The organism is Phaeodactylibacter xiamenensis, from assembly GCF_000759025.1.
In the GTDB taxonomy this organism is placed as follows: domain Bacteria; phylum Bacteroidota; class Bacteroidia; order Chitinophagales; family Saprospiraceae; genus Phaeodactylibacter; species Phaeodactylibacter xiamenensis.
The window spans coordinates 199,051-212,044 of sequence record NZ_JPOS01000090.1 but is presented as its reverse complement, the minus strand read 5'-3'; the positions used below and the strand labels follow the sequence as shown (position 1 = coordinate 212,044).

At 51.5% G+C, this 12,994-nt stretch carries 13 protein-coding genes; 7 read left to right on the top strand and 6 right to left on the bottom strand.

Annotated features, from left to right (window positions below):
• Positions 1-21 precede the first annotated feature (21 nt).
• Positions 22-990, top strand: a complete 969-nt coding sequence (locus IX84_RS32670; RefSeq protein ID WP_052516440.1) for a GNAT family N-acetyltransferase — start codon at positions 22-24, stop codon at positions 988-990.
• Between the two features lie 47 nt (positions 991-1,037).
• Here the strand turns inward: IX84_RS32670 and IX84_RS26920 are convergent, their stop codons facing one another.
• Positions 1,038-2,588, bottom strand: a complete 1,551-nt coding sequence (locus IX84_RS26920; RefSeq protein ID WP_081968984.1) for an alanine/glycine:cation symporter family protein — start codon at positions 2,586-2,588, stop codon at positions 1,038-1,040.
• A gap of 318 nt (positions 2,589-2,906) precedes the next feature.
• On the opposite strand from IX84_RS26920, the gene IX84_RS26915 reads away from it, so the two are divergent.
• Positions 2,907-3,464: an RNA polymerase sigma-70 factor gene (locus IX84_RS26915; protein ID WP_044228533.1), complete on the top strand. Its 558-nt coding sequence runs from the start codon at positions 2,907-2,909 to the stop codon at positions 3,462-3,464.
• Positions 3,465-3,589: 125 nt separating this feature from the next.
• A complete protein-coding gene (locus IX84_RS26910; RefSeq protein WP_160213952.1) occupies positions 3,590-4,576 on the top strand; it encodes a FecR family protein in 987 nt (328 codons plus the stop codon).
• Positions 4,577-4,590: 14 nt separating this feature from the next.
• Here the strand turns inward: IX84_RS26910 and IX84_RS31605 are convergent, their stop codons facing one another.
• The 4 genes from IX84_RS31605 to cysC form a co-directional block, all read right to left on the bottom strand.
• Positions 4,591-5,688, bottom strand: coding sequence for a lectin-like domain-containing protein (locus IX84_RS31605; protein WP_052516439.1), 1,098 nt, complete (start codon positions 5,686-5,688; stop codon positions 4,591-4,593).
• Positions 5,689-5,860: 172 nt separating this feature from the next.
• Positions 5,861-7,120, bottom strand: a complete 1,260-nt coding sequence (gene cysN / locus IX84_RS26900) for a sulfate adenylyltransferase subunit CysN (RefSeq protein WP_044228530.1) — start codon at positions 7,118-7,120, stop codon at positions 5,861-5,863.
• A gap of 36 nt (positions 7,121-7,156) precedes the next feature.
• A complete protein-coding gene (gene cysD / locus IX84_RS26895) occupies positions 7,157-8,068 on the bottom strand; it encodes a sulfate adenylyltransferase subunit CysD (RefSeq protein WP_044228528.1) in 912 nt (303 codons plus the stop codon).
• Positions 8,069-8,121: 53 nt separating this feature from the next.
• Positions 8,122-8,727, bottom strand: a complete 606-nt coding sequence (cysC, locus tag IX84_RS26890) for an adenylyl-sulfate kinase (RefSeq protein WP_081968974.1) — start codon at positions 8,725-8,727, stop codon at positions 8,122-8,124.
• A 256-nt stretch (positions 8,728-8,983) separates the two neighbouring features.
• Here cysC and IX84_RS26885 point away from each other — a divergent pair, with 256 nt between their 5' ends.
• From IX84_RS26885 to IX84_RS26870, 4 genes are all read left to right on the top strand, one after another.
• Complete coding sequence (locus tag IX84_RS26885) at positions 8,984-10,153, top strand: trans-sulfuration enzyme family protein (RefSeq protein ID WP_044228525.1); 1,170 nt, start codon at positions 8,984-8,986, stop codon at positions 10,151-10,153.
• A gap of 132 nt (positions 10,154-10,285) precedes the next feature.
• Complete coding sequence (locus IX84_RS26880) at positions 10,286-11,323, top strand: hypothetical protein (protein ID WP_044228523.1); 1,038 nt, start codon at positions 10,286-10,288, stop codon at positions 11,321-11,323.
• 138 nt (positions 11,324-11,461) lie between these two features.
• Positions 11,462-11,932, top strand: a complete 471-nt coding sequence (locus IX84_RS26875) for a DUF2452 domain-containing protein (protein ID WP_044228513.1) — start codon at positions 11,462-11,464, stop codon at positions 11,930-11,932.
• Positions 11,933-11,980: 48 nt separating this feature from the next.
• The gene (locus IX84_RS26870; RefSeq protein WP_044228508.1) at positions 11,981-12,337 is read left to right on the top strand and encodes a DUF1573 domain-containing protein; all 357 of its coding nucleotides are present in this window, start codon (positions 11,981-11,983) and stop codon (positions 12,335-12,337) included.
• On the opposite strand, the gene IX84_RS26865 is transcribed toward IX84_RS26870, so the two are convergent.
• A complete protein-coding gene (locus tag IX84_RS26865) occupies positions 12,334-12,864 on the bottom strand; it encodes a TrmH family RNA methyltransferase (RefSeq protein ID WP_044228505.1) in 531 nt (176 codons plus the stop codon). The genes IX84_RS26870 and IX84_RS26865 overlap by 4 nt on opposite strands.
• Positions 12,865-12,994: the final 130 nt, after the last annotated feature.

The following is a 12,994-nucleotide window of genomic DNA, read 5'->3' as shown; positions in this document are numbered from 1 at the left end:
TTTTTCAAAAACAATAATGGCATGCCTGATTTGAATTTGCCTGCACTAGAAACCGGGCGGCTCCTCCTTCGTACGCTTAATCCGGTTTCCTTTAAAGCATTGACTTCCAAACATGATGACGAGACGCTGGGGGCAGCCCTCAATTGCCTCACACCAGAAATGTATGCTGGCATTAAAGAGCGCTTCCTGACCTATGGCCTGGACAATCCGCGTCTGAGCATGCACAACTGGTTGTTGTACCGTAAAGATACCGGGAAGCTGATCGGAGACTTTTCCTATCACATTATCTTTCGTCGGCACCTACGGGCAGAAATTGGCTACAGTCTGTACGATACGGAAGACCGTGGGCAGGGATTTATGCAGGAGTTGCTGCCGGTCACCCTGAAGTTTGGCTTTGAAGAACTCGGGCTGGAGCGAATCGAAGCCTTGACTGCGGTTGACAACTGGGCATCTATGAGGCTGTTGGATAAATTTGGCTTTCGCAGAGAAGGCTATGCCCGCCGGCATTACCGGTTCGAAGGTAAGAATACGGACTCATTCAGTTTTTCGCTGGTACCTGAGGAGTTTATCCCGGAACCAGAGCTGCCTCCTGTTGAAAAGTTAGTGCGTGGTTTTGAAAGGCATACCATACCGGAAGAAGGATGGACGCATGAGGCACATTTGAAGGTGGCGCTTTGGTACTTGTTCCATCAAGGAGAAGAGGAGGCGCTTTGCCGGATGCGAACTGGCATTATTGCCTACAATTTATACCTCGGGCATCAAAACACTCCCGAAGCGGGCTATCACGAAACGCTCACTGTATTCTGGATCACTGTTTTGAAGCACTTCCTGGAGGCGCATCCACATCTGAATTATGATGAGGCTTTGAGTGAGTTCCTACAGTCCCCCCAATCGGCATCCGCCTATCCAAAAACCTTTTTTAGCGAAAGTTTGCTACAGTCGGTCAGGGCCAGGTCACGGTGGGTCGCACCTGATTTGCAGCCGCTGTAAAGCAAAAGAGCGCATCAGTTTTAGTAGCTGATGCGCTCCTTGCTATTTTACTTTGTAGTTGCTATTTCGCCGGACTTAATCCGTCTCATATAATCCTTGTAGGCCCGCATCACATTGGGCATGAGTACATAAAGCCCCATCACATTAGGGAAGCACATCGCAAAGATCATCGCATCGCCAAAGTCGAATACGCTTTTGGCAGAGATCGCTGAACCAATTACTACGAAGGCACAGAATATTGCCTTGTAGATCAACTCATTGGTTTTGTTCTCCCCGAAGAGGTAAGTCCACGCCTTCAGGCCGTAGTAAGACCAGCTGATCATCGTGGACAGAGCGAAAAGAATAACCGCCACGGAAAGAATAGGCGGGAACCAGGCCATCACCGTTTCGAAAGCGGAAGAAGTCAGCGTGATGCCATCCAGGTCGCCATTTTGGTCGCTCAGGAAAGCCTGCTCAGCGCCAATGCCGCCGTAGTTGGTGATAACAATAACTAAAGCGGTCATCGTGCAAATGACAACGGTGTCAATAAAAGGCTCAAGAAGCGCTACAACACCTTCCGAGATCGGCTCGTCTGTGCGTACTGCCGAGTGGGCAATAGAAGCAGAGCCCACACCTGCTTCATTTGAAAATGCGGCACGCCGGAAGCCCTGTATCAGCACACCGATGAAGCCGCCGTAGAGGGCATCTGAGTTGAAGGCGCCACCAATGATTTCTCCAAAGGCAGCAGGAATATCTGCGTAATGGTAGGCCAACACGACAATTGCGCCCAACACATAAATGCCCACCATGAATGGGACAATCTTGTCGGTCACCCGGGCAATAGATTTGATACCCCCGATGATAATGATGGCTACAATGACGGCCATAACCGCGCCGAACATCCAGGAGCTGTCCGCAATAAAGCTCTCCTTTCCGCCGGTTACGTCGATGAATTGCTGTGCAGCCTGATTGACCTGCACCATATTTCCTCCACCGAATGAACCACCAATACAGGCAATCGCAAAAAGCACGGCCAGCACTTTACCGATGACGCCCATAGTGGCCCCTTTTTCCTTAAAGCCTTTATCGAGGTAGTACATAGGGCCACCGGAAACGGAGCCATCGACGTTGTAGTTCCGGTACATAACGCCCAGGGAGCATTCCACGAACTTCGACGTCATCCCGAATATGCCGGCAACGATCATCCAGAAGGTGGCACCAGGCCCGCCAACCGATACTGCGATGGCTACCCCGGCAATATTGCCGATTCCAACAGTGCCCGAAAGTGCGGCTGTAAGTGCTTGAAAATGAGAAACTTCGCCTGCGTCATTCGGGTCGTCATACTTGCCGCGTACCACGTTGATGGCGTGACCAAAAGCCCTGATATTCACAAAGCCAGTATAAATCGTGAAAATGAGTGCGCCGGCGATGAGCCAGACGAGCACAAAAGGTATGGTAAAGCCCGCTACCGTAATGGGGACGAACACGACGCTTTCCACCACTTGGGTGAGCGGCTCCATCACAGCGTTGATTTTGTCATCAATAGTTGAGCCACCATCTTGCGCCCAGATTGCAAAAGGGGCAAAAAGGCTGAGGATAAAAAAGAGAAATTTCTTCATGGTTGTGAGTGATTTGCCTTTGCCGGAGAGCCATTTATTAAGGACCAGCTCAGGCATCTTGCTTGCAGGTGTAAAGTTTGGTTTAAAGTCGTTATCGGTATCTACAAGAAGTTTTTAGAAGCACTTAGTTGAATAATGCCGACTAAGGTATTCGATTATTTTTACTTATTCAAAAGATCAAGCTGAATATTTGGCAGCGTTCAAACCAGTACCGTCTATGTTCTGAGGATGTATTATCTTGTGGTTGGGAATAAGTAAGCAGCTTTTGCAGCTGTCCTGGCCAGGTACTGGCTTACTATCTTAAAAGCATGATTTAAATTGCAACAGCAACCGACAGATCAGGCGTTACTGGATTTGCTGAACCAGGGGGACGAAAGAGGCATCGAGCTGATATTCAGGCGGTACTACGCTTATATTTGTAAAGCCGTGTATAAGATTATCCCGGATAGCAATCTCGTGGAGGACTTGGCGCAGGATGTGTTTTATGAGCTTTGGCGAAAGCGGGGCCGTATCCAGGTCGCCTCCTCCCTGAAAGGCTATCTTCGGCGGGCAGCTGTAAATAAAGCCCTGAATTACGTCCGGGACCAGCGTATTAAATTTACGGAGGAGGAGCAGGCGCCCGTACAGAAGAGTACAGAAGCCTCGGCTCCTGAACTTATGGCTGCGGATCATTTGCAATCAAGAATAGATGAGGCTATTGATGCATTGCCAGAACGGTGCCGTATCATATTCATTCTCAGCCGGTTTGAAGATATGAGCTACCGGGAAATAGCGGAGCAACTGGAGATTTCTCCAAAGACGGTAGAAAATCAGATGGCGAAAGCGCTGAAGATACTCCGGGAAATGTTAAAATTCAATCCGGGGAAGGAAGCCTGAAATAGGCAGGAAATATCCCGTTTGGGCGGGCAGATGACATTTTGAGCATTATTCGAAAAAAGGAAAATATCAGATAGGGGAGGGCGGTTATGCCTGTGTCCTATTGACGAATGAATCAAATGAGAATGAAATTATCACAATATATATCATTGTTTCACCGGCAGCAAACTGGTCAGCTGCGACCGGAAGATGAAGATGCCCTTCGCAATCAGCAGGACCCCGGGCTGCATCGGGAGCTGGAAGAGCTGTGGTCGGAGAGCCTGTCCTATCAATCCGGTTATGAGCCGGATGTGGACAAAGGGTTCTCCCGACTGAAATCCCGCATGGATGCTGATCAGGCCAGGGATACCCAAACCGTCCGGCTGACTTCAACGTCCCGAAGTTGGATGAGTATTGCTGCAGCGATCGCATTGGTAATAGCCTTGGGTACGTTCTGGCTGGTCAACCGTGGGCAGGGCGCGTTCGCCCTGGCGTTCACTACCGGTCCGGCAGAACAACTGGAGGTCGCTTTGCCTGATGCCTCCGTCGTTTACCTCAATGAGGACTCTTACCTGAGCTTTGATATTGCTGAAGGCACAAGACAAGTTTCCCTCACCGGTGAAGCTTATTTTAAAGTGGCGCCTGACCCTGATCGCCCCTTTGTGATTCAGTCTAACGGAGTGCGTACAACAGTTCTGGGTACGGCATTCAACCTACGGGCTTATCCGGAAGAACCTACCGTTGAGGTGGAAGTAACCGAAGGCCTGGTGCGCATGGAAAATGCACAAGCCGGGCAGCAGGTGGAACTAAAGCCTAAGGAACGAGGTGTTTTTAGCTCCGATGAGCTAAAGCTGGTCAAGAAGCCTGTGTCAGAGCTCAACGCGCAGGGATGGCATAGCCAGAAACTAGTCTTTCGCAATGCAGAGCTGGGCAATGCCCTGCAGGAAATTGGCCGGTATTATAAAGTCGAATTCAAACTGGGCAGCCAAGACCTGCAATCGTGTGCATTATCTACCGAAATTGCAGGAGATCCTTTGCCAGATTTTCTACAGGTTTTGGAAACCATTTACGGGCTCGACGTTGAGCAAACCGGAGCTTCCAGTTACCACCTGAAAGGAGGGCGTTGCCGCTAAGGATTGCTCTGATACTACGCAATAGGCTCAAGCAGCCGCAGTTCTACTCGGCGGTTGCGCAAGCGTCCGGACTGCGTATCATTAGAGTGGCTGGGGTATTTCTCTCCCATGCCCCGGGAGTTGAGCCGTTTTGGGGAGATGCCTTTTTGCTTCAGGTATTCCGCCACCGCTCTCGATCGTTTTTCTGATAATGATAAATTGGTCGCAGCTGAGCCCACGTTATCGGTATGCCCGATGATGTCCAGCTGCATGTCCGGATGTGCCCTCATAATCCGCGCCAGTTCATCCAGTTCCTGACGGGATGCCGGCGTCAGCTGGGCTCCACCGGACTCAAACTGAATGTGGTCCAGGGTGATAAATCGCCCGCGCATCAGTTCCTTTAGCTTTTGCCCCTGTAGTTCCAGCGTGGGCAGTTCTTCCACCAGCTCAAATTCCAGCTTTTCAAAGCAAACAGCCTGACGGTTGTTGTAATTGCCGGTGGCGGAGGTAACGCCCCAGTACACCTTGTCTTTGCCCCTGAAGATCGTCCTGACCAGGTCACGCTGCAGCGAAATCACCTCTTTACCGTCTATGCGTACACTTAAGGTGCGGGAGTCCGCATTCCAATTGATGTTTAGGTCATGCTCCCGGCAATCTTCAATGTTGGGTATACGGTTGGGGCCAGCCAGGTTGAAGCCATGATTCACACTGCCGTCCCTGAGAATAGCCACATGGTCTTCCCTGGGGTCGCCCAGGTGCTCATTTTGCCAGGTGTCAATTTCGATGCCAATAGCCGGATTCAGCCCCGCAAAGCCCATGCCTTCCCCCCGGTACCCGGTCCGTTCGGCATAAGGGTGGAAAACGAAGACCATGCCATCAGCCCCGTCACGGTCTTTACACCCGAGCATAACGCGTAACTGCATGTCAAAGGAAGACTTGAGACTGATGGCTTTCTTGTACCAAATTGATCCGGAAGACCACTGATAATCAGGGGTTAGGATAATGCAATTGTTGCCTGATTGGCGGGCATCGCCGTCCAGCCTGAAATCTGTAATCTGGGGCATCTGAGCAAGCAAAGGGAAACCCGGACTGAATAAATACAACAGGAAGGTGTAAAGGGCAAGGTATTTCATAGCTATCGGGTTTTGCGAAAACAAATATGTTGTCAAAACGCGAGATTGCCTGCTTTGGTTTTTTAAACCCTGATTTTAGCAGGGGGTGCTTCCGGGGGATAAAAAAGCAGCCTGCCTGAAACTAAGGTTCAGACAGGCTGCAAAGGTTGAAATGGGAATTGTACCTTCGGGTTTAAATAATCATGCCCGCACCCACTGTTTCATTTGTCCCTTCATCCACGAAGATTACGCTGCCGGTAATGCGGTTCTTGCGGTAGGCATCGTAATAGAGCGGCTTGGTGGTCCGTATCACCACACGTGCGATGTCGTTCATACCGATCGTCTTGTCTTCTTCGTTGCGGTGGAGAGTATTGATGTCCAGTTTGTACCGAATCTCCTTGACAATACAGCGCACCTCTTTGGTGGTATGAAGAACAGCGTACTTTCCCCGGGGTTGCAGCGGGCGGTCAGCGAACCAGCACACCATGATTTCCAGGTCCTGCTCCACTTCAGGCTGATTGTTTTCCCGCACAATCATGTCGCCCCGGCTTAAATCCAGGTCGTCCTCCAGCAGGAGGGTCACCGACATGGGCGGGTATGCTTCATCGACTTCCCCGTCAAAGGTGTCAATCTTTTTGATTTTACTGGTGAATCCGGAAGGCAGCAGCATCACATCATCTCCTTTTTTGAAGATGCCACCGGCGATGCGTCCGGCATAGCCCCGGTAATCATGGTAGTCATCAGAGTTGGGCCGTACCACATACTGTACCGGGAAGCGGCAGTCGATGAAGTTGTGGTCGCTGCCGATGTGTACATTCTCCAGGTAATAGAGCAGGGTGGATCCGTCGTACCAGGGGGTGTTTTCGGACTTGGTCACTACGTTATCCCCCTTTAGTGCAGAGATGGGGATGAAGTGGACGTCGTTGACATTCAGCTTGTAGGAAAACTCCTCGAAGTCCTGCTTGATCTTTTCGTAAGTCTCCTCCGAATAGTCGACGAGATCCATCTTATTGATACACACGACAAGGTGCGGGATTTGCAGCAGGGATGCGATAAAGGCGTGCCGGCGGGTTTGTTCCAGTACGCCCCGGCGGGCATCAATGAGGATGAGTGCAACGTTGGCAGTAGAGGCACCAGTCACCATATTCCGGGTATACTGAATATGGCCCGGCGTATCGGCGATGATGAATTTGCGCTTGGGTGTTGAGAAATAGCGATAGGCCACGTCTATGGTAATGCCCTGTTCGCGTTCAGCCTTTAGGCCATCGGTGAGGAGGGCCAGGTTAACGCCTTCTTCCCCCCGCCTTTCACTGCTTTCCCGTACCGCATCGTACTGATCTTCAAAAATAGATTTGCTATCGTACAGCAGCCGCCCGATGAGGGTAGACTTGCCGTCGTCTACACTGCCCGCTGTGGTGAACCGGAGCAGTTCCATATTATCGTAATTATCCATTTCTTTTGTTTTTCTTTGATTGATCGATTAGAGAGTCTAGAAGTAACCTTGCTTCTTCCGGTCTTCCATAGCTGTTTCTGAGCGCTTATCGTCAGTCCGGCCGCCACGTTCTGTTTTACGGGCAATGGAGACTTCCTTGATGATATCCTCAATGGTTTTGGCCTCAGACTCCCAAACGCCGGTGCAGGTCATATCGCCAATTGTCCGGCAGCGTACCATGCGGGTTTCCACTGCTGCTTCTTCTTCCGGGCGCTTGTGGATGTATTCGCAATCTGCGAGCAGGGTACCTTCCCTGGCAAAAACGGGGCGCTCATGGGCAAAGTATAGGCTTGGCAGCTCTACGCCTTCCATAGCCAGGTACATCCACACATCCAGCTCCGTCCAGTTGCTGATGGGGAAGATGCGGAAGTGCTCCCCGTAGTTTTTCTTACCGTTGAAGAGGTTCCAGAGCTCCGGGCGCTGATTCTTGGGGTCCCATTGCCCAAACTCGTCGCGGTGGGAGAAGAAGCGCTCTTTGGCACGGGCTTTCTCTTCGTCCCTGCGGGCACCACCGAGGGCTGCATCGAATTTGCCTTTCTCCAGCTCTTCGAGCAGGACATGGGTTTGCAGGTAGTTGCGGCTGGCGTTGTACCCTTTTTCTTCTACGATAGCGCCGCTGTCTATGGCCTCCTGCACGGAGCCAACAATCAGGCGGGCACCCGTCTCTTCGACCAGTTTATCCCGGTATTCGATCGTTTCCGGGAAGTTGTGCCCGGTATCTACATGCAACAGAGGGAAAGGAATATTAGCCGGGTAAAAGGCCTTTCGGGCCAGGTGCACCATCAAAATGGAATCCTTGCCACCGGAAAACATGAGCACGGGGCGCTCAAACTGAGCAGCGACTTCGCGCATAATGAAGATGGATTCTGATTCCAGTTCTTTGAGGTGATTGAGATGATAACTCATAATATTAAGGTTATTCGCAATGATTGATCAGTGCTCCGGTTGCAGAGCGCCTGCGGTTATGCTTTAGGTAATTCAATATGTGGTTTTAGAAACTGGAAGACCGCCTCCACGCTCTCTTCCAGGGACTGTTCGTCGGTTTTGATTTCAAGTGCCGGGTGGAGGGGGGGCTCGTAGGGCGCGTCAATGCCGGTGAAACCTTTGATCTGCCCTGCTCTCGCTTTTTCGTAAAGCCCTTTGACATCGCGGGACTCACAGACTTCCAAAGGAGCATTGATGTAAATCTCCAGGAAGTCTTCCGGCCCGATAATCTGACGAGCCATCTCTCTGATTTCCACAGTTGGGCTGATGAATGAGTTGAGGGTGATAATACCGCTGTCCAGATACAGCCGGGCTATTTCCGCAATGCGGCGGATATTTTCCTGCCGGTCTTCCGGGCTGAAACTGAGGTTGTTATTAATGCCGCTGCGGATGTTGTCGCCATCAAGCACCTGGGCAAAGAAACCATTATTATAAAGGTAGCGTTCCAAATGCTGAGCAATGGTGCTTTTGCCTGATCCGGACAAGCCGGTGAGCCATAGGACTTTACTCCGTTGGCCAAGCCTTCGCTCCCGGTCACTGCGCTGCAGCAGGCGGTCGAAAATAGGGTGGATATGTTCTGTCAAAACGGGTCCTTTTTGTACCCGGAGTGGCCACCGTACAGGTGTTTCTGGAATTGGCGAGTGCTTGTCAGCCTTGTTGCTGATGTTGGCCGCCCCGGAATACGTTTAACAATTGACACACAAATGAATCGCAAAGAAATAGGTTTTTTACTATTTGCCCAAACCTTTGCCCGCTTGTGTCTGCTGCCCTCGCTTTTGCCGGTGCAAATTTGATAAATTATTTTTACTCTATAGGTTTTATAGGAAATTAAAATCGCTTATGTCCTCTAACCATTTTGAAACCAATGCCATCCGCGGGCAGATGAAGCGCACGGAGCAACGGGAGCACAGTGCGCCACTTTTCCTGACTTCCAGCTTTGTTTTCCCCGGTCCGGAACAGATGGAGCTGGCTTTTCAGGGCGGTACCGATGATAACATCTACAGCCGCTACAGCAACCCGAATACTGACGAGCTGATCCAAAAGGTCTGTGCAATGGAAGGTGCAGAGGATGGCTTTGCGCTGGCTTCCGGTATGTCAGCTGTATTCGCAAGTATGGCCGCTTTTTTAAAGGCGGGCGATCATGTGCTGGCATCCCGGGCAGTTTTTGGCTCGACTCATCAAATCCTTACAGAGCTCCTGCCGCGGTGGGGCATCACGCATTCTTACGTAGACCCGCTCGATGTGGGCAGCTGGGCAGCGCATCTGCAGCCATCCACTAAGATGCTGGTCCTGGAAACGCCTTCCAACCCCGGCCTTCAGCTGATAGACCTTGAGGCAGCGGGCGATTTCGCGAAAGCGCATGGCCTGATTTTCAACGTTGACAATTGCTTTGCTACGCCGTATTTGCAGCAGCCCGGCCGATACGGCGCTGGTCTCATTGTGCATTCCGCCACCAAATGGATGGACGGGCAGGGGAGAGTCCTTGGCGGTATCGTCGCAGGGAAGGCTGACTTAATCGAAGAACTGCGGTTTTTCTGCCGGCATACGGGTCCTGCCATGTCCCCTTTCAATGCATGGGTGTTATCGAAAAGCCTGGAAACCCTAAGTGTGCGCATGGACCGGCATTGCGCCAGTGCGTTGGAAATAGCCAAATGGCTGGAAGCACGACCGGAAGTGGAGCGGGTACACTATCCGCATCTCGAAAGCCATCCACAGTATGCGCTGGCTAAAATGCAGATGAAGCAAGGAGGCGGCATCGTCGCATTTGACCTGAAAGGAGGGCTGGAAGCTGGCCGGCAGTTTCTGAGCCGCATTCAGATGTGCTCCCTGTCTTCTAACCTGGGGGATACGCGCACTATCGTCACCCACCCGGCTACAACGACCCACTCGAAGCTTTCTGAGGCTGACCGGGCATCCGTAGGCATAGGGCCGGGTATGATCCGGATTTCTGTAGGGTTGGAGCATGTGGAGGATATCCGGCAGGACCTGGCACAGGCACTGGAAGCGTAGCTTTTGGCCTACTTTTTTTTCGCTTGGGCAATAGTTCGCCTATGGCACTCGTTAATGCCGTGTTTAGTAAGTGACGCCCAGCATGGCTTTGCGTCTCAAACCTGACACTTCTAACAAACTAACGATTCTATTATGTCAACCACCAATCCAACGCCTAATCCTTCCGGCCCAACGCCTAATCCCGGACCTGGCAAGAAAGATGACGGGCAACAAAAGTTGAAAATTGCAGCAATCGCGACCATCGCAGTGCTGGCCATCGTGTGTATTGTACTGGTGATTAGCCTGGTCAACAAAAACAACGCCAACGACAGCCTGACCTACGAGCTGAATGAATCGGAGCAGCTGAAGGCTGAACTGGAAAAGCAGTACTACGAGGCCCTTTCTGAGCTGGAAGAGATGCGCGGCAGCAATGAAGAGCTCAACGCACTCATCGAAGCCCAAAAGGCGGAGCTTAAGGAGTCGAAAGACCGTATCGATGTACTCCTCCGCGATAGCCGTCAACTGGCAGAAGCCCGTAAGCAGATCAACGGTATGAACGCTAAGGTTGAGCAATATCTGGCCGAGATCAACCAATTGCGGCAGGAGAATGAAGAGCTTACAGAGCGGACTGCCGCCCTGAGCCAGGAGAACTATTCTTTGAACTCCAACCTCGACTCCGCCCGCATGCGCAATATGGAACTGTCCTCCGCCCGTGCGGCACTGGTTAGCGAGAAGGAGGCTGTTGAAGCCGACCGGGCTCGCCTGGCTAAGAAGGTAAATATCGCCTCCGTGGTCAAAGTAACGAATGTAGAGGCAGAAGGCCTGAAGCTTCGGGACAATGGCAAAACGACTTCCCGCCGGAGCGCCAAGAACGTAGATCAGCTACAGGTATGCTTTAATACCACTGCCAATCAGGTAGCGGAATCCGGTGTTGAGGAGTTTCTTATCCGCATCGTCAACCCACTGGGAGAAACGCTTGCGGTGGAATCTATGGGCTCTGGCGTTTTTGTCAACAACGCCAACGGGGAGCAAATCCGTTACACGATGATTAAGGAAGTGGATTACGACCGCGACGAGCAGCGCCTCTGCCTCACCTGGGCTCCAAGCGAAGCATTTCAGGAGGGTAACTACGAGGTGGAAATCTACAACAAAGGCTACCTCGCCGGCACAAGCAGCTTCCAGCTGAGATAGGAACCGCTTATAGACAGAGCAAACTACGCAGCAGCGCCCGGGCATTATTCGGGCGCTGTTTTTACTTGAGGGCAAATGATTTTGAACAATACCCGGACCAAATTGATTTTTACGTTTATATAATCTGAAAAAGCTTGTATGAGCGAAAAGAAGGAAGAATTTGTCAACCCTATTGACCCGGACAAAATTGCGGAAAACCCGCACAACCTGCCCTATGCCCACACCGTAAGCGGTGTGGAGATCAAACCCATCGACAAAGGAAAGGTGAAGGGCAGGGCGGTCAAAGCCATGTATAAGCAATCGGATATGCAACTGGAGCAAATCCGCAAGCAGATAGAGCTGCTGGCGCAACAGGCTAAGGGTATTCAGGACCGCATCTCCATATCCGAGCAAATCTATAATGCTCAAATGAATTTTGAGCCCTTGATTGGCTTTGTTTACCACCTGTACGAGCGCCGGGACGGGAGCGAATACGTGCTCTCTATGGTCAGCCCGGAAGAGTGGGGCCCCAACCCGCCTTATCGTTTTGTAGCTACAGTTGAGCTCCTGGCTGATCATACCTGGGATGTTTTGCGCAAGGCTTCTGAAACGGACGAGGACGAAGTGTAAGTTTCCCCTGACGTTCTTGCTGGTATTCCAGCCCCAAAAAAAATACTTATGCGATTGTCGATACTAATGGTAGCCTGTTTATTCCTCACGGGGGCTGTAGTCGAGTGGGAGGGGGACACTTCCCATGAAATGGGCGACCTGATCCGGAATCAGCCTGCTACTCATGAATTTGTTTTCCGGAACGTTAGCGGTGAGCCTGTGGTCATCGATAATGTCCGGACTTCCTGTGGCTGCACAGTACCGGAATGGGACGAAGTGCCAATCGAACCGGATTCCACAGGCGTCATCGCTGTCACCTACGATGCCCGCGACCTGGGCTATTTCAAAAAGAAAGTCAAAGTCTACTTCAGCAATCAGCGGAAAGCGGAGGTGCTCTTCATTGAAGGGTGGGTGGAAGAACTTTAGTGTGTTTTCAACTGCCTGATCTGATCATAGACCGCTATCCCCGCTGCCATTGCCACATTCATTGAGGTATTGACCCCGTACATGGGCAGGTGCATGGTTTGACGGCATAACTCCAGTATTTCCGGTGGGATACCATGCGCTTCCTGTCCGACCACCAAGACGGTTTCCGCCTGCGCTTCCACCTGCGTATAGGGCAGGCTTTGATCTGTGATTTCCAAACCCAAAAAAATATGGTCTTCGGCGAGAGCCTGAGCGCTTTCGAGGTCCAGCACGCTATGGGGTACATAGTCTAATGTAGCCCGGGCGACCCGCCTCACTTTGCGGTGTTCCAGCAGCTCCGCCGGCCCATAGAAGTAAAGGTGGGCCAGGCGTGCCGCATCAGCCAGGCGGAAAAGGCTGCCGATATTCCGCACGTCGGTAATGCCTGCCAGGAGCAGGCTCAGGGGATGCCGGTTGTTGCTAATATTTCGGATATAGGCTTGCAAATCTTCCGGACGGTCATCGTAAAAGGTAGATTGTTTCGGCATAATCACTGCATCAGTTGGTGCGGAAAGGTAAGGCTTCCTGATTGAAATTAGGTTGGGCGATTGAAATTGGGCTTCTTAACTTTGGCACTACCACTTGGAAATACGCGTTCTTTTTTCGAGCAATACCTAT